The sequence below is a fragment of the Shinella lacus genome (assembly GCF_010994755.1).
Classification (GTDB): Bacteria; Pseudomonadota; Alphaproteobacteria; order Rhizobiales; family Rhizobiaceae; genus Shinella; species Shinella lacus.
The window spans coordinates 246,460-269,491 of sequence record NZ_WHSB02000006.1 but is presented as its reverse complement, the minus strand read 5'-3'; the positions used below and the strand labels follow the sequence as shown (position 1 = coordinate 269,491).

The 23,032-nt window shown below is 64.2% G+C and carries 25 protein-coding genes; 8 read left to right on the top strand and 17 right to left on the bottom strand.

The genetic code is table 11. The annotated features are described in order from the left end of the window. Positions 1-363: a hypothetical protein gene (locus GB927_RS18290; RefSeq protein ID WP_256118631.1), complete on the bottom strand. Its 363-nt coding sequence runs from the start codon at positions 361-363 to the stop codon at positions 1-3. Positions 364-563: 200 nt separating this feature from the next. Here GB927_RS18290 and GB927_RS18285 point away from each other — a divergent pair, with 200 nt between their 5' ends. After that, positions 564-1,157 (top strand): GNAT family N-acetyltransferase, encoded by a 594-nt coding sequence (locus tag GB927_RS18285; RefSeq protein ID WP_256118630.1) that lies wholly within the window; start codon positions 564-566, stop codon positions 1,155-1,157. Positions 1,158-1,210: 53 nt separating this feature from the next. Further along, positions 1,211-4,123 carry an EAL domain-containing protein gene (locus tag GB927_RS18280; RefSeq protein WP_305111837.1) on the top strand — a complete coding sequence of 971 codons (2,913 nt, stop codon included), beginning with the start codon at positions 1,211-1,213 and terminating at the stop codon, positions 4,121-4,123. Between the two features lie 47 nt (positions 4,124-4,170). On the opposite strand, the gene GB927_RS18275 is transcribed toward GB927_RS18280, so the two are convergent. The 3 genes from GB927_RS18275 to GB927_RS18265 form a co-directional block, all read right to left on the bottom strand. Further along, entirely contained in the window at positions 4,171-5,229 is a 1,059-nt protein-coding gene (locus GB927_RS18275; protein ID WP_256118629.1) for a zinc-binding metallopeptidase family protein, read from the bottom strand. Between the two features lie 108 nt (positions 5,230-5,337). Continuing rightward, positions 5,338-5,529: a CsbD family protein gene (locus GB927_RS18270; protein ID WP_256118628.1), complete on the bottom strand. Its 192-nt coding sequence runs from the start codon at positions 5,527-5,529 to the stop codon at positions 5,338-5,340. Between the two features lie 99 nt (positions 5,530-5,628). Beyond that, a complete protein-coding gene (locus GB927_RS18265; RefSeq protein ID WP_256118627.1) occupies positions 5,629-6,234 on the bottom strand; it encodes a YqgE/AlgH family protein in 606 nt (201 codons plus the stop codon). Positions 6,235-6,407: 173 nt separating this feature from the next. Between GB927_RS18265 and GB927_RS18260 the strand changes: the two genes are divergently transcribed. The 3 genes from GB927_RS18260 to GB927_RS18250 all read left to right on the top strand — a co-directional run bounded on the left by GB927_RS18260 (position 6,408) and on the right by GB927_RS18250 (position 8,903). Continuing rightward, a complete protein-coding gene (locus GB927_RS18260; protein WP_256118626.1) occupies positions 6,408-7,199 on the top strand; it encodes a protein-disulfide reductase DsbD domain-containing protein in 792 nt (263 codons plus the stop codon). 59 nt (positions 7,200-7,258) lie between these two features. Further along, positions 7,259-7,744 carry a peroxiredoxin gene (locus GB927_RS18255; protein ID WP_256118625.1) on the top strand — a complete coding sequence of 162 codons (486 nt, stop codon included), beginning with the start codon at positions 7,259-7,261 and terminating at the stop codon, positions 7,742-7,744. Between the two features lie 97 nt (positions 7,745-7,841). Then, positions 7,842-8,903, top strand: coding sequence for a hypothetical protein (locus GB927_RS18250; RefSeq protein ID WP_256118624.1), 1,062 nt, complete (start codon positions 7,842-7,844; stop codon positions 8,901-8,903). Here the strand turns inward: GB927_RS18250 and rnhA are convergent. The 12 genes from rnhA to coxB form a co-directional block, all read right to left on the bottom strand. Next, positions 8,875-9,330 (bottom strand): ribonuclease HI, encoded by a 456-nt coding sequence (gene rnhA / locus GB927_RS18245; RefSeq protein WP_256118623.1) that lies wholly within the window; start codon positions 9,328-9,330, stop codon positions 8,875-8,877. The genes GB927_RS18250 and rnhA overlap by 29 nt on opposite strands. Further along, positions 9,327-10,292, bottom strand: coding sequence for a homoserine kinase (locus GB927_RS18240; protein WP_256118622.1), 966 nt, complete (start codon positions 10,290-10,292; stop codon positions 9,327-9,329). Before GB927_RS18240 ends, rnhA begins: the two co-directional genes overlap by 4 nt. Before the next feature lie 58 nt (positions 10,293-10,350). Beyond that, positions 10,351-11,358 carry a 4-hydroxy-3-methylbut-2-enyl diphosphate reductase gene (gene ispH, locus GB927_RS18235; RefSeq protein ID WP_256118621.1) on the bottom strand — a complete coding sequence of 336 codons (1,008 nt, stop codon included), beginning with the start codon at positions 11,356-11,358 and terminating at the stop codon, positions 10,351-10,353. 3 nt (positions 11,359-11,361) lie between these two features. Beyond that, a complete protein-coding gene (locus GB927_RS18230; RefSeq protein WP_256118620.1) occupies positions 11,362-11,727 on the bottom strand; it encodes a DUF1304 domain-containing protein in 366 nt (121 codons plus the stop codon). A gap of 57 nt (positions 11,728-11,784) precedes the next feature. Further along, positions 11,785-12,543: an SURF1 family protein gene (locus GB927_RS18225; RefSeq protein ID WP_439655509.1), complete on the bottom strand. Its 759-nt coding sequence runs from the start codon at positions 12,541-12,543 to the stop codon at positions 11,785-11,787. Beyond that, positions 12,536-12,919: a DUF983 domain-containing protein gene (locus GB927_RS18220; protein WP_256118619.1), complete on the bottom strand. Its 384-nt coding sequence runs from the start codon at positions 12,917-12,919 to the stop codon at positions 12,536-12,538. Before GB927_RS18220 ends, GB927_RS18225 begins: the two co-directional genes overlap by 8 nt. A 154-nt stretch (positions 12,920-13,073) precedes the next feature. Further along, entirely contained in the window at positions 13,074-13,952 is an 879-nt protein-coding gene (locus tag GB927_RS18215) for a cytochrome c oxidase subunit 3 (RefSeq protein WP_256118618.1), read from the bottom strand. Positions 13,953-14,010: 58 nt separating this feature from the next. Continuing rightward, the gene (locus tag GB927_RS18210) at positions 14,011-14,616 is read right to left on the bottom strand and encodes a cytochrome c oxidase assembly protein (RefSeq protein WP_256118617.1); all 606 of its coding nucleotides are present in this window, start codon (positions 14,614-14,616) and stop codon (positions 14,011-14,013) included. 1 nt (position 14,617) lies between these two features. Beyond that, the gene (locus GB927_RS18205; RefSeq protein WP_256118616.1) at positions 14,618-14,758 is read right to left on the bottom strand and encodes a cytochrome c oxidase system small membrane protein; all 141 of its coding nucleotides are present in this window, start codon (positions 14,756-14,758) and stop codon (positions 14,618-14,620) included. Further along, positions 14,758-15,702, bottom strand: coding sequence for a heme o synthase (locus GB927_RS18200; protein ID WP_256118615.1), 945 nt, complete (start codon positions 15,700-15,702; stop codon positions 14,758-14,760). The genes GB927_RS18205 and GB927_RS18200 overlap by 1 nt, the downstream gene beginning before the upstream one ends. An 86-nt stretch (positions 15,703-15,788) precedes the next feature. Next, positions 15,789-17,456, bottom strand: a complete 1,668-nt coding sequence (gene ctaD / locus GB927_RS18195; protein ID WP_256118614.1) for a cytochrome c oxidase subunit I — start codon at positions 17,454-17,456, stop codon at positions 15,789-15,791. Between the two features lie 19 nt (positions 17,457-17,475). Continuing rightward, complete coding sequence (gene coxB / locus GB927_RS18190; RefSeq protein WP_256118613.1) at positions 17,476-18,360, bottom strand: cytochrome c oxidase subunit II; 885 nt, start codon at positions 18,358-18,360, stop codon at positions 17,476-17,478. A gap of 397 nt (positions 18,361-18,757) precedes the next feature. Between coxB and GB927_RS18185 the strand changes: the two genes are divergently transcribed. Together GB927_RS18185 and tldD are read left to right on the top strand one after the other, a co-directional pair. Next, a complete protein-coding gene (locus GB927_RS18185) occupies positions 18,758-19,288 on the top strand; it encodes an invasion associated locus B family protein (RefSeq protein WP_256118612.1) in 531 nt (176 codons plus the stop codon). 78 nt (positions 19,289-19,366) lie between these two features. Further along, positions 19,367-20,782, top strand: a complete 1,416-nt coding sequence (gene tldD / locus GB927_RS18180; RefSeq protein WP_256118611.1) for a metalloprotease TldD — start codon at positions 19,367-19,369, stop codon at positions 20,780-20,782. A gap of 27 nt (positions 20,783-20,809) precedes the next feature. On the opposite strand, the gene GB927_RS18175 is transcribed toward tldD, so the two are convergent. Beyond that, positions 20,810-21,709 carry a LysR substrate-binding domain-containing protein gene (locus GB927_RS18175; RefSeq protein WP_256118610.1) on the bottom strand — a complete coding sequence of 300 codons (900 nt, stop codon included), beginning with the start codon at positions 21,707-21,709 and terminating at the stop codon, positions 20,810-20,812. Between the two features lie 267 nt (positions 21,710-21,976). Here GB927_RS18175 and GB927_RS18170 point away from each other — a divergent pair, with 267 nt between their 5' ends. Then, positions 21,977-23,032: a polysaccharide deacetylase family protein gene (locus GB927_RS18170; RefSeq protein WP_256118609.1), complete on the top strand. Its 1,056-nt coding sequence runs from the start codon at positions 21,977-21,979 to the stop codon at positions 23,030-23,032.

The following is a 23,032-nucleotide window of genomic DNA, read 5'->3' as shown; positions in this document are numbered from 1 at the left end:
CTAAATATCGATTTGCAGTGTGCGGGATGTCGAACGATACCTCATGTAGTTGCCGATGCAATGACCGCTATTGGTGCGCCCCTGCCCAATGAAGAGGCCGATATCGGCCCATTGCAGACGTTCTTTCGTGCTGTCATTTTGGCGTAGACAAAAAAATAATCGGGGCAACAAAGCATGGCTGGGAAATTCCTGAAGCGTGGTGCGATCATTGACACCATCAAAAGCGAAGAGCGCATGTACGCCATGCAAAAGCGAGCGGGAAAAACCAAACACCACGTTGACGTGGTTTCCTGTGGCTGCCCTGATGAGAACTGCGGCGCGTTTCATATATTGCGGACCGAGCGTCCACTTCCAACCGCCCAAGAGGCCTCGCATACATTGCTCTCGCATCGACGGAAAAGAAAAACACAACAGGCGTAGTCGCGACAGCAAACTCAAAGTCCGCAAATTGGCGCAAACCAGCCACCCACCCTCTCCCCACCAACACCATTTGACGCGGTCCCGCCCGCTGTCATACTCTCACCCGATGGCGTGCCTCAGGGCTGGCGTGCGCGGAGGTTTGAATGACAAGGTCGGTATTTCGGTTTCTGTCCCGGCAGTCCGAGACCCTCGAGCTTGCCAGCGATCGCCATCTGCTTCGCCTGCCCCGTTTCCAGGATTACCGGCAATGGTATCAGCTGCGCTCGGAGAGCCGGCGGTTTCTCGAACCGTGGGAGCCGACATGGCGTGGGGACGAGCTGACGGAGAGCTCGTTTCGGGCGCGCGTCATCAGAAATGAACAGGAATTTTCATCGGGCCAGGCCGTGCCGCTTTTGATGTTCGAGCGGGAGGAAAAGGTGCTGCTGGGCGGGCTGACCATCGGCTATATCAGGCGCGGGGCGGCGCAATGCTGCATGATCGGCTACTGGATGGGCGAGCGCCATGCGGGCCACGGCCACATGTTCGGTGCCCTGAAACTGGCCATACCCTATATCTTTTCGAGCCTTCAGTTGCACCGTATCGAGGCAGCCTGTATTCCAGACAATACAAGAAGCATCCGTCTCCTTGAAAAGGCCGGCTTTCAACAGGAAGGCTACCTTCGGGAGTATCTGAAGATAAACGGGGAGTGGCGCGACCACGTGATGTACTCGCTTCTGGCGGCCGACAGGCGGTCTTGAGCGGCACCCGGGCGCGACAGGACTGGGCCGTACCTAAGGACAATGCAGTTTCAATGATGCCTCCATCCGTGCAGCAAACGCTGCGTGCCAGCCGGTTGCTTGCCCTCGTTCTCCTCGCCGTGACGATGCTCGTCGGCGCGCTGGGGCTGCCCGCCCATGCCGTCGAGCCCGTCAAGATCTCCCGTGACGACACCGCGCTCGACCTGACCGCCACCACCGAGATCTATACCGGCCGCGGCGAGGCCTTCCAGGTTTCCACGGCGCCGGGCACGGACGGCATCGTGCGCCGCATCGAGGTGCGCGCCACCTCTGAGGATCACCAGGGCGACTGGGCCGTCTTCGCGCTCGCCAATGTCTCGGAAGAGCAGATCGACCGCGTGATCGTCGCGCCGCACTTCCGCCTCGTGCAGTCGAAACTGTTCTGGCCGGACCTCGGCGCCAAACGCATCATCTCGATCACGCCGAGCGAAGGCTTTGCGCTAGACCGGCAGCCGAGCGAAGAGGCGGACGTCTTCCGCATCACGCTCAACCCCGGCTCGGTCGTCACCTTCGTCGCGGAACTCGCGACGCCCGACCTGCCGCAGATCTATCTCTGGGAGCCGGACGCCTACAAGGACACGGTCAACGCCTTCACGCTCTATCGCGGCATCGTGCTCGGCATTGCCGGCCTGCTCGCGGTGTTCCTCACCATCCTCTTCGTGGTGAAGGGCACCTCCATGCTGCCGGCGACGGCGGCGCTCGCCTGGGCGGTGCTCGGCTATATCTGCGTCGATTTCGGCTTCCTGTCGAAGCTCATCAGCATAACGGCCGGCGACGAGCGAATATGGCGCGCGGGCACGGAAGTCTTCCTGGCCGCCGGCCTCGTGGTGTTCCTGTTCACTTACCTGAACCTCAACCGCTGGCACGCGCATCTCTCCTACGCGACGCTCGCCTGGATCCTCGGCCTCGGTCTGCTGTTCGGCGTGGCGATCTATGATCCGCCGATCGCGTCCGGCATCGCCCGCCTGTCCTTCGCGCTCACCGGTTCCGTCGGCATCGTGCTCATCGCCTATCTCGGCTTCAACCGCTACGACCGCGCGATCCTGCTGGTGCCCGCCTGGGCGCTGATCCTCGTCTGGCTGTTCGGCGCCTGGCTGACGGTAACGGGGCAGCTCAACAACGACATCATCCAGCCAGCCCTTGGCGGCGGCCTCGTGCTGATCGTGCTTCTCATCGGCTTCACCGTGATGCAGCATGCCTTTGCCGGCGGCGCCTATAGCCAGGGCCTGTTTTCCGATCTCGAACGCCAGTCGCTGGCGTTAACGGGCTCTGGCGATACGGTCTGGGATTGGGACGTGGCGCGCGACCGCGTCGTCACCATTCCCGATATCTCCATCCAGCTCGGCCTTGCGCCCGGCGTCATGCATGGCCCGGCGCGCAACTGGCTGCCGCGCCTCCACCCGGACGACCGCGACCGTTTTCGCGCGACGCTCGATGTGCTGCTGGAACACCGCAAGGGCCGGCTCAACCATCAGTTTCGCGTGCGTGCCGAGGATGGCCATTACCATTGGCTGTCGATCCGCGCCCGGCCTGTGCTCGGCGCCAACGGCGAGATCATCCGCTGCGTCGGCACGATCATCGACATCACCGAGCAGCGCAATTCCGTCGACCGTCTTTTGCAGGACGCGCTGCACGACAACCTCACGGGCCTGCCGAACCGCCAGGTCTTCCTCGATCGCCTGCAATCGGTCCTCGCCCTGACCGCCAGCTCGGAAAACGTCCGCCCGACGGTGCTGACCATCGACATCGACCGCTACAAGCAGGTCAACGATGCGCTCGGCATTGCTGCGGGCGACAACATCCTCATCGCGCTGACCCGCCGCCTGCGCCGTCTCCTGAAGCCGCAGGACACGCTGGCGCGGCTGGCCGGCGACCAGTTCGGCCTGATCCTGATGTCGGAGCGCGACCCTGCCAAGGTGGCGGATTTTGCGGATGCCGTCAGCAAGGCCATCATGGTGCCGATCAATTTCGGCGGCCGCGAGATCATCCTGACGGCCTCGATCGGCCTCGTCTCCTGGGTGGACCAGCAGGAGGATGCGGCGGGCCTGCTCAACGACGCTGAGCTTGCCATGTACCGGGCGAAAAAGGCCGGCGGCAACCGCGTCGAGCCGTTCCGCCCCGCCTTCCGCACCTTCGGCGCCGATCGCCTGCAGATCGAGACGGATCTCCGCCGCGCCATCGAGCGCAAGGAACTCTCGCTCGTCTACCAGCCGATTGTCCGCCTCTCGGATGCCGAGATCGCCGGCTTCGAGGCGCTGATGCGCTGGGACCACCCCAAGCGCGGCAACATCTCGCCGACGGAATTCATCCCGATCGCGGAAGCCTCCGACCTCATCAATCAGCTCGGCCTCTTCGCCTTCGACAAGGCGGCGAGCGACCTGATGGACTGGCAGCTCCAGACCGGCGAGTTGCCGATCTTCGTCTCCGTCAACCTCTCCAGCGCCCAGCTCCTCAATAACGAGCTCTACAACGACGTGCGCGCGGCACTCGCCAAGACGCGCTGCGAGCCGCACAAGCTGAAGCTGGAACTCACCGAATCCGTGGTGATGGAGAACCCGGAACAGGGCCGCCTCATCCTCAACAAGCTCAAGGATGTCGGCCTCGGCCTGGCGCTCGACGATTTCGGCACGGGCCACTCCTCGCTCTCCTACCTCACCCGCTTCCCCTTCGACACGATCAAGCTCGACAAGGCGCTGGTGCGCGACGCCTCCGACAAGCGCCCCGTGCTGCTGCGCTCCGTCATCTCGATGGCGCGGGAACTGGAAATGCAGGTCGTCGCCGAAGGCATCGAATCCGAAGAGGACGCGATCGAACTCGGCAACATGGGCTGCGAATTCGGCCAGAGCTACCTCTTCGGCCCCCCGATCGGCTACGATTCGGTACAGCGCCTGCTGAAGGAGCGTTTTCCGCTGATGAAGCGGGCGTGAGAGAATAGCGAATTGTGGTTTATCGCCTATTCGCTATTCGCAACTCCCTATTCGCTCTTCCTCACCAGCCGGTTGATGAAATCGAGTTTTTCCACGACCGGCGGCGGCAGGACGAAGGGGTAGCTGTCGGGCTGGCCCATGGAGCGCTGGATGGCGTTGAGGGCCACGCTGAGGGGGATCCAGGATTCGACGAGGCGGCCGGCGTTGGGCGCGCGGTAGGGGTCGAAGGTCACTTCGGCTTCCAATTCCTCGTGGCCCTTGGGATCGGTGTTGAGGCCGAAGGCGCGGGCGGTTTCCAGCGTATCGACGATGTGGAAGAAGTGCGCCCAGCATTCCGCGAAGTCCTCGGCCGGGTGGCTGCTCGCATAGGTGCTGATGAAATAATTCTGCCAGTCGGCGGGCGGGCCTTGCTCGTAGTTGCGCTGAAGGGCGGCGGCATAGTCTTGCCGTTCGTCGCCGAAGAGGCGCCTCGCCTCCTCCAGGGTCGCATCGTCGCGCACGAGCTGCGACCAGTAGAAATGGCCGATCTCGTGGCGGAAATGGCCGAGCAGCGAGCGGTAGGGCTCGCCCATGGAGACGCGCACGCTCTCGCGCACCTCGTCGTCGGCCTCGGCCGCGCGCAGGCTGATGAGGCCCGCCTCGTGGCCGGTCATGGCGGCATTGACGACATTGCCGCCGGCATCGACCTCGTCGGCCAGGAAATCGAAGACAAGGCCGCTGTTCGGATCTTCCTCGCGGGTCGGATGCGGCAACCGCCAGCGCAGGATCGAATAGAAGAGATGGTGCTGCGCGAGCCCGATGCGACGCCAGCGTTCCAGCCCGTGCGGATCGGTCGTCGGCACGATGCGATTGTGGCGGCAGGCCTCGCAGAAGGCATGCGGGCTATCGGCCGGCAGCAGCCAGTTGCAGACGTCGTGCGCGGCATTTTCGCAGAAGCGGTAGACGCCTTCGTTCGGCGCGATCTTCCAGAAACCTTCGCCTTCCGGCACCAGCGCATGCAGCGTCACATCCTGCGCCAGGAAGCCCAGCGAGGAGCCGCACCGCACGCAGACGCGGTTGTCGAAATGGATGGTCTGGCCGCAGGTCTGGCAGGTGAAAAGTTTCATGAGGTCCCCGGTATGGCATCGCAGAGAGTACCCGCATCGGCCGAAGTCGATACGGGTATGCTTCAATCGCTATCGCTTGATGACACCGGTGGTGCCATCTACCGTTCATCAGAGGCGGTCGACCGCGCCCTTGACGGCGTCCTTAGCCTTGCCGACTGCCTTCTGGGTCTTGCCCTTGGCTTCCTGGCCGGCGCCTTCTGCCCGCAGCTTGGGGCTGTTCACTGCCTTGCCGGCGGCCTGCTTGGCCTTGCCTGCAACTTCGTTTGCGGTGCCCTTGATCTTGTCGCTCGTGCTACCCACCGTCGTACTCCTGTTGTTCGAGGCGTGCTCTTTCACGCGGCGAAACAACGGCGCAAAGCCGCACAAGTTCCAAAGAGATGTCTGAAATAAGCGGAAGCGTCAGGCGTGGCCGGCTTCGGCCGAAAGCATGGCGGGCGAGATGCCCATCAGGCCGAGCGCGCGCTCGTATTTGCTGTCGAGATTGGTGTCGAAAATCAGCTCTTCCTGCGCCGGGCAGGACAGCCAGCCATTGGCGCCGATCTCGTTTTCGATCTGCCCCGCCCCCCAGCCGGCATAGCCGAGCATCATCAGGCCCTTCTGCGGGCCGCGGCCGCGGGAAATGGCGCGCACGATATCGAGCGTCGCCGTCAGGCAGATGTCGTCGCTGACCGGGATCGAGGATTCCGACATGTAATCATCCGAATGCAGCACGAAGCCGCGGCCGCTTTCCACCGGCCCGCCGCAGCGGATGGGGAAATCGAGCGTGGAGCCCGGCAGGCGGATCACCTCGTCCTCGCCGAGCAGATCGAGGTGCAGAAGCACGTCGGAGAAGCTCAGCTGCTGAGGCCGGTTGATGACGAAACCCATCGCGCCGTCATCGGAATGGGCGCAGATATAGACCACCGTGCGGGAGAAATTGGAGTCGGCCATGCCCGGCATGGCGATCAGGAACTGACCGTCAAGGAAGCCGCGTTCTCGTCTGTTTTTCAGAACCGACATAGCCATAATGCGGACAGCCTACCAATTCACCGCCAAATGAAAAGCGTTCTTTTTCGCTGGCGCGGCATGCCAGCCTTGCAGGAAAGTTATGGAAGGAAAGCGCGCGATCAAGCTTTTATGATGGACCCGCACGGTTTTGTTGCTGGAAAGCCGGTGCCCCTGGCGCTAGATATCGTTTCATGAAACGCCTGCAAACCGCTGCCATCGCGCTCATTTTTCTGCATTCGCCCGCCGCCGCCGCGACCTCGCAATGGGTCGAGACGCCCGGTGGCGACGTGCGCCTTGTTGCCCTTCCGGCTGGCGCCGACGGCGTGGTGCGCGCCATGATCGATATTCGCCTGCATGACGGCTGGAAAACCTATTGGCGCGATCCGGGCGGCAGCGGCATCCCGCCGTCGATCGCGATCAGCGGGGCCGAGTTGAAATCGGTCGGCTTCCCCGCGCCAAAACGGCTCGGCGACCAGGACAATCACTATATCGGCTACGACAGGCCGGTGCGCTTTCCGCTGAAGCTCGACAAGGCGGCCGGCGGGACGATCACCGCGACGGTGTTTCTCGGCGTGTGCAAGGACATCTGTATTCCCGTGCAGGCGGAGCTGACGGTGGATTCGATCGGCGAGAGTTTTGCCAATCCGCTGGAGGAGACGGCGATCGCCGATGCGGAGGCGACGCTGCCGGGCGGATCGGGCGACGGGTTCAAGCCGCTCTCCGGGCGTTTCGCGGCAGACGACAAGAGCCTGACGGTGCGCTTCGAGGCGCCGGCCGATGGCCAGTTGCCCGACGTCTTCCTTTCCGGTTCCTCCACCTTCGAATTCGGTGCGGCCGGTCCCGTCCGCCGCGATGGCGACGTCTTCGTCGCGGAGGTGCCGGTGCTGCACAAGCCCAAGGTTTTCGATCTTGAAAAAGATCCGATCCGCCTGACGGTGCGCTCCGGCGAGAAGACGATGGAAAGCCCGCTTGCCATCGAGTGACCGTCGCCTATAGTCCCGTCACCCGCAATGAAGCCTACTATACAGACAGGGAGAGACCCGTGACCATTGCCGTTGGAGACAAGCTGCCCGACCTCAAGCTCAAGGAGCGCACGCCGGACGGTCCTGCTGAAATCTCGACCGAGGACCTGTTCAAGGGCAAGCGCGTCGTGCTCTTCGCCGTGCCCGGCGCCTTCACGCCGACCTGCTCGCTGAACCACCTGCCGGGCTATCTCGAAAACCGCGACGCGATCCTCGCCAAGGGCGTGGATGACATCGCCGTCGTCGCCGTCAACGACCATCACGTCATGGGCGCCTGGGCGAACTCCACGGGCGGTGCTGGCAAGCTGCGCTTCCTCGCCGATTGGGACGCCGGCTTCACCAAGGCGCTCGGCATGGAGGTCGACCTTTCCGCCGGCACGCTCGGCGTGCGTTCCAAGCGCTATTCCATGCTCGTCGAGGACGGCGTGGTGAAGAGCCTCAACGTCGAGGAAAGCCCCGGCCAGGCGACCGTCTCCGGTGCCGCCGCGATGATCGAGCAGCTCTGAATAGAGCCGGTCGCCGGACCGTCATCCTTTCAACGAGCCGAGAATGCCCGGGCAGCACCCGGGCATTTCCATGCGGGCTTGCGGAAGGAACCGGCGGATGCAGAAAAATACGTGGCGAAAGGGCAGCACGGCAGGGGTGCCTGCGGGCCTTGCCATCCGGCTTGACGGCGCAATTCTGGCACTACGTGCGGGCAGCCTCGATGCCGGCACCCTCGATACGCTTCTCGCCGACCTCGACCCCATTTCGCCGGAGGCGGCACAGCAGGTCGCGCGCTTGTGCACGGCATCCTTCCGCTATGGCCTCCCCTCGGACCCGGCCCCGACGCTGCTGACCCGCCTGCTCGCGCTGCGCAAGAGCGCACCCGACACGCCGCGCCAGACCGTTTCGCCGGGAGGAGCGGCATGGCTTCGCCTGTGCCACCCGGATGGCTTCGTGCGCGAGACCGCGCTTCAGGCGCTGGACGATGCACCGCGAACGGCCTTCCGCCTCGCTTTGCTCCTGCTGCGGGTCAACGACTGGGTGCCGGAGGTGGCCGCCGCCGGCCGCGCGGCCTTCGAGCGCCTTGCGCCCGCCATCCCGCTGTCAGCGGCCCAACGCATCGCGCCGATGATTGCCAACCACTATGTGAAGCGCCGCGGCCGGATCGATCTCGCAGCGCCGGTCATCGCGCTGCTGACCCGCGACGAGACCTGGCCCGCGCTCCTCTGCTGGCTGACGACATCGACCGACGAGGCGGTTGCGCCCGTCATGCGGCTCCTGCTGCTGTCGGATCGCCTTGACGCCGCCCTTCCAAGACTGCTGACGGCGCGGCACTATCTGGTGCGGGCGCTTGCCGCGCGCACGCTGATGTCCGGCCAAGCCGAGGTCGTGGTCGGCAGGACGCAGAAGATCGAAGCCGGCTATTCCGGCCGCCACGCATCCTCCGTGCCGAAGCTCGTTACCCGGCCGATCGGGATTGCGACGGATGTCGAGGGCACGTTGCGGCAGGTGGCGCAGGACAGGGCCACCGCGGTGCGCAAGATCGCGGCCGACGGGCTGATCGCCCATCGGGACCGGCTCGACAATCTGGACGGGCTGCTGGCGCTTTTCGACAAGGAGCCGAACGCGGCCATCCGCGAGCGGGTCGATTTCATTCGCCGACGGCGCGCTTGCCTTTGAAGGGCGCCATGCCCTGGCGGGCGAGTTCGTCGGCGCGTTCGTTTTCAGGGTGGCCGGCATGGCCCTTCACCCAGTGCCACTCGACCTTGTGGCGCAGCCGCGCCTCATCGAGCGCCTGCCAGAGATCGCCGTTCTTCACCGGCTTCTTGTCGGCGGTCTTCCAGCCGTTTTTCTTCCAGCCGAAAATCCACTTGGAAATGCCGTCCATGACGTATTTCGAGTCGGTATAGAGATCGACCTCGCAGGGGGATTTCAGGGCGGACAGCGCGCTCATCGCCGCCGTCAGCTCCATGCGGTTGTTGGTCGTGTCGGCCTCGCCGCCGGACATTTCCTTCTCGACCTCGCCATAGCGCAGCACCGCGCCCCAGCCGCCGGGGCCGGGATTGCCCGAGCAGGCGCCGTCCGTGAAGATATCGACATGTTTCATCGCAAAAGTCCGTATTCCGCAGGGTTCTGGACCTGACGATGGAAGCGCAGCTTGCGCAGATATTCGAGCGGGTCCTTCTTGACGACAAGCGCACCCGGCGGCGTCATCAGCCAGTCGTAGAGCCGCGTCAGGAAGAAGCGCAACGCCGAGCCGCGCGCGAGCAGCGGCAGGGCGGCGGCCTCCTCTGGCGAGAGCGGGCGCACGCTCTCATAGCCGTCGAGCAGCGCCATGCCCTTGGTGAGGTTGAAGGAACCGTCCTTCTCGAAGCACCAGGCATTGAGGCAGATCGAGACGTCGTAGGCCAGGAGGTCGTTGCAGGCGAAATAGAAGTCGATCAGGCCCGACAGGTCCTCGCCGATGAAGAAGACGTTGTCCGGGAAGAGATCGGCGTGGATGACGCCAGCCGGCAGGTCCTTCGGCCAGTTCTTTTCGAGAAAGGCGAGTTCGCCGCCGATCTCGTCCTGCAGGCCCGTCTCCACCTCGTCGGCACGATCGGCGGACTTGTCCCACAGCGGCCGCCAGCCGCCGACGGAGAGCGCGTTCTCGCGGGTGATCTCGAACCCTTCGCCGGCGAGGTGCATTTCGGCAAGCGCACGGCCCACTTCGCGGCAATGTTTTGCCGAAGGTTTCCGCAGCCACATGCCTTCAAGGAAGGAGATCATCGCGGCGGGGCGACCGGAGAGTTCGCCGAGCTGCGCGCCGTCGTTGCGCGGCAGCGGCAGCGGGCAGGACAGGCCCCGCTCCGCCAGATGGTGCATCAGGCCGAGGAAGAACGGCAGGTCGTTGCGGTCGACGCGCTTCTCGTAGAGCGTCAGGATGAAGGCGCCCTTGGTCGTGTGCAGCAGGAAATTGGAATTCTCCACGCCCTCGGCGATGCCCTTGTAGGACAGCAGCGTGCCCGCATCATAGGCGGTCAGGAAGCGGGAAAGATCGTCTTCGGTTATATCGGTATAGACGGCCACGGGCGGGTCTCAGGCTTGCGGGGGTGGGAAGGATCGGGGGAGTGCCGCCCGGAAGGCCCTACTCGCCATTGACGAAGGCCATGTCGGCGGGGGTGAGTTCGATGGCGCGCAGTTCGCGGTTGACGAGGAAGTGTTCGTTTTCCTCGACCGTATCGGCAAGCTCCACCACCGCATTGTAGCGCGCGCGGAAGGCCTCGATGATCTCGTTGACGATGACTTCGGGCGCGGAGGCGCCAGCCGACAGGCCGACCGTGCGGATATCGCCGATCGTCTCCCAATCGATCTCGGAGGCGCGCTGCACGAGCACGGACCTGGTGGCCCCTGCCCTCAGCGCCACTTCGACGAGCCGCTTGGAGTTGGACGAATTCGGCGCGCCAACGATCAGGAAGAGGTCGCAGCCGGGGGCGGCCTGTTTGACGGCCTCCTGCCGGTTGGTGGTGGCGTAGCAGATCGAATCGGCAGCCGGTGCCGTAAGGTTCGGGAAGCGCTCGTGCAGGCGCTTGATGACGCCGGCGGTGTCGTCGACGGACAGCGTGGTCTGCGTGACGTAGCCGAGATTGATCTCGTCCGGCGGCATGTAGGTCTCGGCATCCTCCACGGTCTCGACCAGCGAGACGGAGCCTTCCGGCAATTGCCCCATCGTGCCGATGACTTCCGGGTGGCCGGCATGGCCGATCAGCACGACATGGCGGCCGAGGCGCTGGTGGCGCATCGCCTGCTTGTGCACCTTGGAGACCAGCGGGCAGGTCGCGTCGAGATAGAACAGGTTGCGCGCCTGCGCATCCTCCGGCACGGATTTCGGCACGCCATGCGCGGAGAAGACGACCGGTTGCTGGCGGTGTTCCTCGGGGATCTCGTGCAGTTCCTCGACGAAGATCGCGCCCTTCGCTTCCAGGCCTTCGACGACATAACGGTTGTGCACGATCTCGTGGCGCACATAGACCGGCGCGCCATAGGCCTTCAGCGCCAGCACGACGATCTGGATCGCGCGGTCCACGCCGGCGCAGAAGCCGCGCGGGCCGCACAGTCTGATGGTCAAGTCCGATCGGGTATCAATCATGCTCATCGGTTATCCGGCAATCAGGACGGCAGCAAGGGCGACGGCCGCCGGAAGCGCCTGAATGACGAAAATCTTCCGCGAGGCCGTTGCGCCCCCATATAGGCCGGCGACCAGCACCGCGCCAAGAAAAAACAATTTGATCTGCCAGGCGAAGGCCGGATCGGGATGCAGCAGCGCCCAGAACAGGCCGGCGGCGAGAAAGCCGTTATAGAGGCCTTGGTTGGCAGCGAGCACCTTTGTCGCCTCGGCCTGGGCGGGCGTCATGCCGAAGGCCTTGAGGCCTCTAGGCGTCGTCCAGAGGACCATTTCGAGGATGAGGATATAGACATGTTCGATGGCGACGATCGCCACGAGGATGGTTGCAAGCGCCTGCATGTCCTCTTTCTCCCCTTCAGGTTCCGGGATGCGCCCCGGCTAACTTCCTATGCCATTTCAAGGCGCCGGGCGATCGCCCTTGCGGCGGAAGACGGCGTAGAGCGCGACGCCGACCAGCGCCGCGGCGAGGCCATACCAGGTGACGGCATATTGCAGGTGGTTGTTCGGCAGGTCGAACTGGGTGACGGCGCCGATGGGCAGGCCTTTCGGGTTCGGCGCATCGCCGGCGTCGACGAAGAAGTGCACCAGCCTGTCGGCCGGGATGGTGACGCTCGACGCCATAACGTCGAGGTCCTTCCAATAGAAGATGTTCTTCGCGACGTCGTTGTCCGGCACGATGGAGGAGGGTTTTTCGGCAAGGCGCGCGCGGGCGAGGCCGATGACCGTCTGCTCGCCGGTCAGCTGGCCCTGCTTGCGCATTTCCGGCTCCTTCGCCTCGAAGGGCACGAAGCCGCGATTGACGAAGAGGAAGCGGCCGTCGGCGAGCTGGAGCGGCGTGTAGACATAATAGCCGGTCTGGCCGCGCCAGGTGGCGAAGAAGTGGCGCTCGCGGTTGTTGGCGAAGATGCCGGTGACGGTGACGGGGCGGTATTCGACATCGTCGCCCTTCGCCGCCATCGCCTCGATATCGGCAAGCGGCGCCGGGGCCGCGATGCGGCGTTCGGCCATGTCGGCGAGAAGCTGCTCCTTCCAGGCGAGGCGCTGCATTTGCCAGGTGCCGAGCGACAGCAGGATGGCAAGTGCCACGAGGAAGGCGATGCCTGTCAGGACCGCCTTGCCCTTGCCCGGAATGCGGCTCGCCGGCACCTCAGCCACGGTCGATCTCGCCGGGCCGCGCATTGTTGCGGTATTGCAGCGTAATCAGCAGGCCCTTCAGGATGCGCGTCAGCCAGAGGCCGAGGCCGATGGCGAGCGGGATCCACAGGATGAAATGCAGCCAGAGCGGCAGCGCGTAGTTCACCTCCGCCCACAGCGCGATGCCGACCACGATGAAGCCGACGATGAGCAGGACGAAGACCACCGGGCCATCGCCCGAATCGGCAAAGGAATAGTCGAGGCCGCAATTCGTGCAGGCCGGCCGCACCTTCAGCAGGCCATTGAACAGCCTGCCCTGGCCGCAGCGCGGGCAACAGCCGCGCACGCCGGCGCTGAAGGGGTCGACGGGCGGAAAGAGCGCCTTGTCCTCGTCCATGATGCGGGTCCAATCAAAATGCAGATGTCTGCATAGGTAGCGGCCCGCCTGCCCTGCGTCCAACTGAAAAGCTGCGACAAAGCGGCCGGGGTTCGCCCCAAACACAAACGGCCGCATCGCTGCGGCCGTTCGAAAAGTTGAGCATCGCGCTCGATTACATGTGCGCGATCGGCGCGCCCCAGCCACCCCAGATGTAGATGGAGAAGAAGAGGAAGAGCCAGACCACGTCGACGAAGTGCCAGTACCAGGCTGCGGCTTCGAAGCCGAAGTGCTGCTTGGGGGTGAAATCGCCGCGAAGCGCACGAATGAGGCAGACGATCAGGAAGATCGTGCCGACAAGGACGTGGAAGCCGTGGAAGCCGGTCGCCATGAAGAAGGTGGCGCCGTAGATCGAATCCTTGAAGGCGAACGGTGCGTGGGCATATTCGTAGGCTTGGACGAAGGAGAACAGGACGCCGAGCGCCACGGTGAGCGCCAGGCCGTTGACGAGGCCCTTGCGATCGTTGTGCAGCAGAGCGTGGTGCGCCCAGGTCACGCAGGTGCCCGAAAGCAGCAGGATGACGGTGTTGTAGAGCGGCAGGTGCCAGGGATCGAGAACCTCGATGCCCTTCGGCGGCCAGACGCCGCCGGTATAGGTGGCGCGCGCGGCCTGGATGGCTTCGCCGGGGAAGAGGCTCGCATCGAAGAAGGCCCAGAACCAGGCGACGAAGAACATCACCTCGGAGGCGATGAACATGATCATGCCGTAGCGCAGGTGCAGCGAGACGACGCGGGTGTGGTGGCCCTCATGGGCTTCCTTCACCGTGTCCGCCCACCAGGCATACATGGTGTAGAGAACGATCAAGAGGCCGATGTAGAAGATCCACGGTGTGGCGAGGTTGACGCCGAACAGGTGGAACGCGCCGCCCGAGACATAGCGCATGTAGCCGATGCCGCCGAGCGCCATGACGAACGCGCCGATGGAGGCAAGCAGCGGCCACGGGCTGGGGTCGATGATGTGGTAGTCGTGTTTCTTCTGATGCGCATCGGCCATTTGACTTATCCCCGAATGTATCGCGTTCATTCCCGGCATAGCCGGAAACGCATGTCTTTCAAAGCTTGTTCGCGTCGTCCGTCTTGATATCCGCAGACGAAACCACCGGCTTCGTCGCCTCATGCGGATAGAAGGTGTAGGACAGCGTGATGGTGTGGATGCCCTTGGTCTCGACCGGCTTGACGATCTCCGGATCGACGAAGAAGACCACGGGCATTTCGAGTTCCTCGCCCGGCTTCAGCGTCGTCTCGGTGAAGCAGAAGCACTGGACCTTGTTGAAATAGGCGCCGGCAGCCTGCGGCGTGACGTTGAACGTCGCCTGGCCGGTGGTCGGCGTCGAGGCGTTGTTGCGCGCCTTGTAAAGGATCTGCACGGTCTCGCCGATCTTCATCTCGACTTCGCGCTGCACGGGCTCGAAGCTCCAGGCGAGGCCCGGGCCGACATTGGCGTCGAAGCGCACCTTGATCGTCTTGTCGAGGATGACGTCGGAGGCCTGCTCGACGCGCTGCGTCGTGCCGCCGTAGCCGGTGACCTTGCAGAACATTTCGTATAGCGGCACGGCAGCATAGGCCATGCCGGCCATGCCGATGACGAAGGAACAGCAGATGGCAACGATCGTGCCGTTGCCCAATCCACTCTTTTCGGTCTGTTTCGTCTCGCTCATGTCAGCCCACCATTCCGCCGGCGAATTTCACCAGCGTGACGATGTAGAAGAGCACGACGAGGCCCAGAAGCACGATACCGAGCGCAATGTTGCGGCCGCGGCGCGACTTCTTCTGGCTTTCCGTGAGGTTTACCGTTTCCATTATAGTACCCATCCGAATGACGCGATCAGGTGGTCGAGCATCAGCCCAGAGAAGACCGCGAACAGGTAGACGATGGAGAAGGCGAAGAGTTTCTTGGCCGGCACCATCGCGCGGTCGCCTTCCGGCATGCGCAACACGCCGACAGAATACCATACGAAGCCGAGGCCGAGCGCTGCGGCAAAGAGACCGTAGCCGAGGCTCGCAAAGCCGAGGAAGGTCGGCACGACGGCGATGACGGCGGTCAGGATGGCGTAGATCAGGATCTGCACCTTCGTCGTCCACTCGCCGGCGACGTTCGGCAGCATCGGCACGCCGACGGCCTCGTAGTCACGCATCTTGAAGAGCGCCAGCGCCCAGAAGTGGGCCGGGGTCCACAGGAAGGTGATGAGGAAGAGGACGACGCTCTCGATGGAGACGCCGCCGGTGACACAGGCCCAGCCGATCATCGGCGGAAATGCGCCGGCGGCACCGCCGATGACGATGTTCTGCGGCGTCGAGCGCTTCAGCCACATCGTATAGATGACGGCGTAGAAGAAAATGGTGAAGGCGAGCAGGCCGGCGGCCAGCCAGTTGACCGCAAGGCCGAGGATCGCGACCGAGAAGGCGGAGAGCGTCAGGCCGAAGGCGAGCGCTTCTTCCGGGCGGATGCGGCCGGACGGGATGGGACGCTGGGCGGTGCGGGTCATGACCGCATCGATATCCGCGTCGTACCACATGTTGAGGGCACCGGAGGCTCCGGCGCCCACGGCGATACAGAGGATCGCTATGGCGCCGATGAACGGGTTGATCGTGCCGGGCGCCATGACCAGGCCGGCAAAGGCCGTGAAGACGACGAGCGACATGACGCGCGGCTTCAGGAGCTCGAAGAAATCTCGCGGCGACGCTTCGGAGAGGTATACCTCGCCGCCGCCTGCTGCTGTGTCGTGATGCTCGATGACCGCCATGTTCTTTCCGTCGCGTTCGGCCGGGTTTGCCGGCCTCTTTTAGAAATGGAGCCGCCGTTGCCGGCGGCCCCGATCGTCTGAAGACCTTACTTGATCTTCGGGAGCTGTTCCCACTGGTGGAACGGCGGCGGCGAGGACAGCTGCCATTCCAGCGTGTTGGCGCCCTCGCCCCACGGATTGTCGCCGGCGACGCGCTTCTTGGCGAAGGCTTCGACGATGCTGAAGAGGAAGATCAGCACGGCGAAGGCCGAGATGTACGAGCCGTAGGACGACACCGCGTTCCAGCCTGCGAAGGCATCCGGGTAGTCGATGTAGCGGCGCGGCATGCCGGCGAGGCCGAGGAAGTGCTGCGGGAAGAAGATCAGGTTCACGCCGACGAACATGACCCAGAAGTGCAGCTTGCCGAGGAATTCCGAATACATGTAGCCGGTCATCTTCGGGAACCAGTAGTACCAGGCCGCGAAGATCGCGAAGACAGCGCCGAGCGACAGAACGTAGTGGAAGTGGGCCACCACGTAGTAGGTGTCATGCAGGGCGCGGTCGAGGCCGGCATTGGCGAGCTGGACGCCCGTGACGCCGCCGACGGTGAACAGGAAGATGAAGCCGATCGCCCAGACCATCGGCGTGGTGAAGCGGATCGAACCGCCCCACATCGTCGCGATCCAGGAGAAGATCTTCACGCCCGTCGGAACCGCGATGACCATCGTGGCGAAGACGAAATAGCGCTGCGTGTCGAGCGACATGCCGACCGTGTACATGTGGTGCGCCCACACGATGAAGCCGACGGCGCCGATGGCGACCATGGCGTAGGCCATGCCGAGGTAGCCGAAGATGGGCTTGCGCGAGAAAGTCGACACGATGTGGCTGACGATGCCGAAGCCGGGCAGGATCAGGATGTACACTTCCGGGTGGCCGAAGAACCAGAACAGGTGCTGGAAGAGGATCGGGTCACCACCGTTTTCAGGCGCGAAGAAGGCCGTGCCGAAGTTGCGGTCGGTCAGCAGCATGGTGATGCCGCCCGCCAGGACCGGCAGCGAAAGCAGAAGAAGGAAGGCGGTGATCAGCACCGACCAGGCGAAGAGCGGCATCTTGTGCAGCGTCATGCCCGGAGCGCGCATGTTGAGGATCGTCGTGATGAAGTTGATCGCGCCGAGGATCGAGGATGCGCCGGCGATGTGCAGGCCGAGGATGACGAAGTCCATGGCCGGACCGGGCTGGCCCGCGGTGGAGAATGGTGGATAGATCGTCCACCCGCCGCCCGCGCCATAACCGCCCGCCGGGCCTTCGACGAACATCGAGAGCAGCACGAGCAGGAAGGCCGGGATGATCAGCCAGAACGAGATGTTGTTCATGCGCGGGAAGGCCATGTCCGGCGCGCCGATCATGATCGGCACCATCCAGTTGGCAAAACCGCCGATGAGGGCCGGCATGACCATGAAGAAGATCATGATGAGCGCATGCGCCGTCGTGAAGACGTTGAACATGTGCTTGCCGCCGTCGATGGCGGCGTCACCCTCGAAGCCGTAGACCATCTGGGCCAGGCCGTGGAAGATCTGGATGCCCGGCTCCTGCAGCTCCATGCGCATGAAGACCGAGAGCGTGCCGCCGATGATGCCGGCGAGGATCGCGAAGATCAGGTAGAGGGTGCCGATATCCTTGTGGTTGGTCGACAGGAACCAACGCTGAAAGAAAGTGAGCGGCTTGTGTTCGTGGTGATCGTTGTGATCGCCGTGGGCAGCGGATGTTCCGGCCATGGTCTCAACTCCCTTGGAATTACTGCGCGGCGTTCTGGGCGACGTTCACGGACTTGTCCGCTCCGTCGACAGACGCCATCAGGGCCTTGTTTGCCTCGCCGACATTCGTCGCGGCGGCAGCAAGCCAGGTATCGAACTTTTCCTGCGAGACGACGCGGATGGCGATCGGCATGAACGCGTGGTCCTTGCCGCAGAGCTCGGAACACTGGCCGTAGAACAGGCCTTCGCGGTCGGCCTTGAACCAGGTCTCGTTGAGGCGGCCCGGCACGGCGTCGATCTTCACGCCGAAGGACGGCATGGCGAATGCGTGGATCACGTCGGCAGCGGTGACGAGGACGCGCACATGCTTGCCGACCGGAACGACCAGTTCGTTGTCGACGGCGAGAAGGCGCGGGTAGACGCCCTTGTCTTCCTTGCCAGCCGCGGCGCGGTCGCCGTCCTGCAGGAGAAGGCTGTCGAAGGAGAGCGGCGCTTCGCCGACCTGGTATTCATAACCCCAGTACCACTGGAAGCCGGTGGCCTTGATCGTCAGTTCCGGCTCTTCCGTGGGGGCGAGCTGCTTGGTCAGAAGCTGGAAGGACGGGATCGCCAGGAAGAGGAGAACGACGACCGGGCCGAGCGTCCAGACGACTTCGATCGCCGTGTTGTGGCTGGTCTTGGACGGAACCGGGTTCGCGCTTTCGCGGAATTTCACGACCACGAGGATGAGCAGGACGAGAACGAACAGGGTGACCGGTACGATGAACCAGAGTGTGTACTGCTCGAACCAGCGGATCTCTTCCATCATCGAGGTCGCGGCGGGCTGGAGGCCCTTCTGCCAGTCGAACGGCTGATCAGCGAAAGCGGTCGAAGCAAAGAGCAGACAGCCTAGAGCGGCCAGAACTGCAAAAGCTTTGTTTTTCACAACGTATCTCCCCAAGGCGTTTGATTGGGATCAAACAGGCGCGCAGAATCCCTGCTATACTGAGTGCTTAAAACCACAGTTTCATGCTCGCCGCAACAGCCATGGGGGACCGCCCGTGCGGCATTTTTGCGCAAAAGCAAAAGCCTTGGGCCTCTCCCCACAGTTTCTTCATAATTCCCTATAGCATGAAAGGTTTGGCCGCGGCGATCCCGGCCGGAGCACCCTTTTCGCGCGCCGCAAGCGCCTGTCCGGCAGGGCCTGGGCCGCCCCTATTATAAAGTGTGCGCGGCCGGTCCAATTTCCGCCTTCAATCAATTGGAAATGAGCGCGCAGGGCTTTTCATTTCGGCCCCGTCCCTTCAAAGATACCCCGACTGATTCGAGATTCCGAGGTTTTCATGGGTTTTGCTCCCCTTTCCCGGCTGTCCCGGGCAGCATTCGGCCTTGCCGTCTTCGCGCTCGGTACGATTGCACTGGCCTCTGTTGCGACGGCCCAGCAGCCCGGCACGGTGAAATCCAACCACGGCGCCTGGTCGATCGTCTGCGATCAGCCGGCAGGTGCGTCGGGCGAACAATGCGCGCTGATGCAGAACGTTCTCGCCGAAGACCGGCCGGAACTCGGCCTCTCCGTCGTCGTGCTGAAGACCGCCGACCGCAAGGCGAAGATTCTTCGCGTGCTGGCGCCGCTCGGCGTGTTGCTGCCGAACGGGCTTGGCCTCAATGTCGACGGCAAGGATATCGGGCGGGCCTATTTCGTGCGCTGCTTCGCCGATGGCTGCTATGCTGAAGTCGTGCTGGAAGACGAACTCTTGAAGACCTTCCGCTCCGGCGCCACCGCCACCTTCATCGTCTTCCAGTCGCCGGAAGAAGGCATCGGCATCCCCGTCGACCTCAAGGGTTTTGGCGAAGGCTACGACGCGCTGCCGTAAGCCGCCCTCCGGCGGGCTTGCCGCCCGCCGCCGGGGGACTTACATGAACCCCGAGTTTAAAAGTTTGCGGAGCCTGCCATGAACACCGACCTCCTCTCCCTCTTCGATGCCGACGAGGCATCCGTGCAGGCGGTGCTGCGGGAAACGCTGAAGAGCGCCGACGACGGCGAGCTCTTCCTCGAACACGCCCAGGCGGAATCGCTTTCCTTCGACAACGGCCGCCTCAAGGGCGGCAGTTTCAACACCGACCAGGGTTTTGGCCTGCGCGCGGTAGCGGGCGAGGCCGTGGGTTATGCGCATTCGGGCGAGATGACGCTGTCGGCGCTGAAGCGCGCGGCGGATGCGGCCGGTGCCGTGACGCGCGGCTACTCCGCCGACTATTCCGAAGCGCCGCAGGGCACCAACCGCCAGCTCTACACGCAGGACAACCCGATCGGCTCGCCGACCTTCGAACAGAAGGTGGCGCTCCTGACCGAGATCGACGGCTACTTGCGCGGCAAGGACCCGAAGGTGCGGCAGGTGACGGCGTCGATCGCCGCAAGCTGGCAGGTCGTCAACATTTTGCGCGCCGATGGCCATCGCGTCACCGACGTGCGCCCGATGACCCGCGTCAACGTCTCCGTCGTCGTCGGCGAAGGCGACCGGCAGGAGACGGGCAGCTACGGCATCGGCGGGCGCACGACCTTCGACGCTTTCCTCACCGAGGAGAGCTGGCGTTTCGGCGCCGACGAGGCGCTGCGCCAGGCGCTGGTCAATCTGGAAGCGGTGGAAGCACCTGCCGGCACGATGGACATAGTGCTCTCCTCCGGCTGGCCGGGCGTGATGCTGCACGAGGCGGTCGGCCATGGGCTTGAGGGCGATTTCAACCGCAAGAAGACCTCGGCTTTCGCCGGCCTGCTCGGCGAGCAGGTCGCGGCCAAGGGCGTCACCGTGGTCGACGATGGCACGATCGACAATCGCCGCGGCTCGATCACCGTCGACGACGAGGGCACGCCGTCGGCCTATAACGTGCTGATCGAGGACGGCAAGCTGGTCGGCTACATGCAGGACCGGCAGAACGCCCGCCTGATGGGCATGAAGGCCACCGGCAACGGCCGCCGGCAGGGTTACGCCTACCGCCCCATGCCGCGCATGACCAACACCTACATGCTCTCCGGCGACAAGACGCCGGAAGAGATCATCGCCTCGGTGAAGAACGGCCTCTACGCCGTCTCCTTCGGCGGCGGACAGGTGGACATCACCTCCGGCAAATTCGTCTTTGGCTGCACGGAAGCCTATCTCATCGAGAACGGCAAGGTGACGGCCCCCGTCAAGGGCGCCATGCTGATCGGCAACGGCCCGGACGCCATGCGCCGCGTCTCGATGGTCGGCAACGACACCAAGCTCGACACCGGCATCGGCAATTGCGGCAAGGCCGGCCAATGGGTCCCGGTCGGCGTCGGCCAGCCGCATTTGAGGATGGATCAGATCACGGTGGGCGGGACGAAGACCTGATTTTCCAGGAACCGTTTGCGCCGCCCCTCATCCTCCGTCGGGCACAACAATCCGCCGCAACAACCACTCCCGAAACGCCCGTGCCTCCGGCGACAGGCGCTTGAAGTCGCGGGCGACGAGCCAGTAGGCGCCGTAGCGGATCGAGACGTCGAAGGGCTGCACCAAGCGGCCCGCGGCAATGTCCTCGGCGGCGAAGGAACGATCGACCAGCGCCACGCCGTGGCCGCGCAGCGCGGCCTGCAGCACGAGATTGCCCTCCGTGAAAATCTGCGCGCGACCCGGCGGCGCCTCGGGCAGGCCGGCGGCGGCGAACCAGCGCTGCCAGCTGCTGCGGTTCTCCTCATGCAGCAGGGTATAGGCCAGAAGGTCGGCCGGCGTGTTCAGCGGCGGGCCGTCCTCGGCGAGGCACGGCATGACCACCGGAACCATTTCCACGTCGGCAAGATGCTCCGCCTGCGCGCGCGGCCAGGCGGTCGCGTCCGTCGAATGGCGGATGGCGATTTCGGGCTCGTGGGTGCGGAACTCGATCAGCCGCATGTCGGAATCGACCACGACGTCGATCTCGGGGTGATCGGAGTGGAAATCGTCGAGATTCGGCACGAGCCAGCAGGCGGCGAAGGAGGGTTCCGCGCTGATTTCCAGCACGCCGCCGCCCCGCCTGCCCCGGATTTCCGAAAGGCTCGCATCCATCGCATTGAAGGCGCGCGACAGCACCTCGATCAGCGCCTGCCCGGCGGTGGTGAGCCGCACGCTGCGATGGCGGCGCTCGAAGAGCGGCTTGCCGAGCTCGGCCTCCAGCTCCTTGACCTGCCGGCTGACGGCCGCCTGCGATACCAGAAGCTCTTCCGCCGCGAGCGTAAAACTTCCGAGCCGGCCCGCCGCCTCGAAACTCCTCAGTGCCGTGAGCGGCAGCCGTCCGCGTTTCATCGCATAACCTCAAGTCATTCGAAATCGACGATAAACTCGTTTGAGCAAGGGTGGCAAGCGGGCGGACAATGCGGGCAGTTCAACAGATAGGAGGGCGCAACGATGTTTGGCCCCGTCACGCTCATTTTCATGGACGTCATCCGCATCCTCACCTTCCAGCAGGGACCGCCCCTGCCCTCGCGCCACAGGAAAGCCGTTGTTAACCACTCGGATACCGACCGGATGCGATAACGGCGGCGAGAAACAGCCAGGGAAGACACAGACGACATGCCTATCCGCAGCACAATGCGACAGGGTCTGAAGCGCGCCGTAATCACCGGCGGGCTGGAATTTGCGCATCTGGCGGAGCGGGTCGGGCTGATGGCGTCGGCGCGTGGCATGGGCGCGATCTTCACGCTGCACCATGTGCGGCCCAAGGTGGCGCAGGCCTTCGATCCCAATGCGCATCTGGAGATCACGCCGGAATTCCTGGATGCGGCGATCGAGCACCTGACGGAAGAGGGCTACCAGTTCGTGGCGCTCGCCGACATGCCGGCGCGCCTCGCCATCGCCCGGGCCGGCGAGCGGTTCGCCGCCTTCACGCTCGATGACGGCTACCGCAACAATGCGGTCCATGCCCAGCCGGTCTTCACCCGCCACAAGGTGCCGTTCACCGTGTTCGTCGCGCCGGGCTTCTGCTGCAAGACGCATGGCATCTGGTGGGAGACGCTGACGGAGCTTCTGCGCGCCGCGCCGCATCTGGAGTTCGATTTCGGCTCGGGTGCGGTCACCATGCCGCTCGCCACGCCCTTCCAGAAACAGGCCGCCTTCAGCCGCTTCGCCCGCTTCATCCAGGTGGAGACGGAGGAAGCGGCGGCGATCAAAAAGCTCGACGCCGCAGCCAAGGCCCATGGCATCGACCCGATGATGCTGACCGAACGGCTCGTCATGCGCGAACCCGAGCTGAAGAGCCTCGTGCTCAACCCGCTGGCCTCGATCGGCGCCCACACGGTCAGCCACCGCGCGCTCGCCCGCCTCAGCGACGAGGACGCGCGCCGCGAGATGGAACACTCGGCCGACCGCATCGCCGCGATCATCGGCCACCGCCCGGAAACCTTCGCCTACCCCTATGGCGACCGCGCCGCCGTTTCGCCGCGCGAACACCGCCTCGCCAAGGACCTCGGCTTCCGCGTCGCCGTCACCACGGACCCCGGCACGCTCTCCACCCGCTCCTTCGACACCCCGACGACACTGCCCCGCATCTCGCTGAACGGGCTCTACCAGAAGCCGAAATATGTCGGCGCGCTGGCCTCCGGCATCCCGTTCCGGCTGCTGAGGCGCTGA

Bases quoted from the DNA above. Each gene is read 5' to 3' on its own strand.
- ispH (WP_256118621.1), bottom strand. From the start codon at position 11,358: ATGAGCATGATTGATACCCGATCGGACTTGACCATCAGACTGTGCGGC.
- GB927_RS18265 (WP_256118627.1), bottom strand. From the start codon at position 6,234: ATGGCTATGTCGGTTCTGAAAAACAGACGAGAACGCGGCTTCCTTGAC.
- GB927_RS18275 (WP_256118629.1), bottom strand. From the start codon at position 5,229: ATGAAACTTTTCACCTGCCAGACCTGCGGCCAGACCATCCATTTCGAC.
- GB927_RS18185 (WP_256118612.1), top strand. From the start codon at position 18,758: ATGGGTTTTGCTCCCCTTTCCCGGCTGTCCCGGGCAGCATTCGGCCTT.
- GB927_RS18205 (WP_256118616.1), bottom strand. From the start codon at position 14,758: ATGGAAACGGTAAACCTCACGGAAAGCCAGAAGAAGTCGCGCCGCGGC.
- GB927_RS18175 (WP_256118610.1), bottom strand. From the start codon at position 21,709: ATGAAACGCGGACGGCTGCCGCTCACGGCACTGAGGAGTTTCGAGGCG.
- GB927_RS18260 (WP_256118626.1), top strand. From the start codon at position 6,408: ATGAAACGCCTGCAAACCGCTGCCATCGCGCTCATTTTTCTGCATTCG.
- GB927_RS18285 (WP_256118630.1), top strand. From the start codon at position 564: ATGACAAGGTCGGTATTTCGGTTTCTGTCCCGGCAGTCCGAGACCCTC.
- GB927_RS18280 (WP_305111837.1), top strand. From the start codon at position 1,211: ATGATGCCTCCATCCGTGCAGCAAACGCTGCGTGCCAGCCGGTTGCTT.
- GB927_RS18250 (WP_256118624.1), top strand. From the start codon at position 7,842: ATGCAGAAAAATACGTGGCGAAAGGGCAGCACGGCAGGGGTGCCTGCG.
- rnhA (WP_256118623.1), bottom strand. From the start codon at position 9,330: ATGAAACATGTCGATATCTTCACGGACGGCGCCTGCTCGGGCAATCCC.
- GB927_RS18215 (WP_256118618.1), bottom strand. From the start codon at position 13,952: ATGGCCGATGCGCATCAGAAGAAACACGACTACCACATCATCGACCCC.
- tldD (WP_256118611.1), top strand. From the start codon at position 19,367: ATGAACACCGACCTCCTCTCCCTCTTCGATGCCGACGAGGCATCCGTG.
- GB927_RS18170 (WP_256118609.1), top strand. From the start codon at position 21,977: ATGCCTATCCGCAGCACAATGCGACAGGGTCTGAAGCGCGCCGTAATC.
- GB927_RS18230 (WP_256118620.1), bottom strand. From the start codon at position 11,727: ATGCAGGCGCTTGCAACCATCCTCGTGGCGATCGTCGCCATCGAACAT.
- GB927_RS18210 (WP_256118617.1), bottom strand. From the start codon at position 14,616: ATGAGCGAGACGAAACAGACCGAAAAGAGTGGATTGGGCAACGGCACG.
- GB927_RS18220 (WP_256118619.1), bottom strand. From the start codon at position 12,919: ATGGACGAGGACAAGGCGCTCTTTCCGCCCGTCGACCCCTTCAGCGCC.
- ctaD (WP_256118614.1), bottom strand. From the start codon at position 17,456: ATGGCCGGAACATCCGCTGCCCACGGCGATCACAACGATCACCACGAA.
- GB927_RS18200 (WP_256118615.1), bottom strand. From the start codon at position 15,702: ATGGCGGTCATCGAGCATCACGACACAGCAGCAGGCGGCGGCGAGGTA.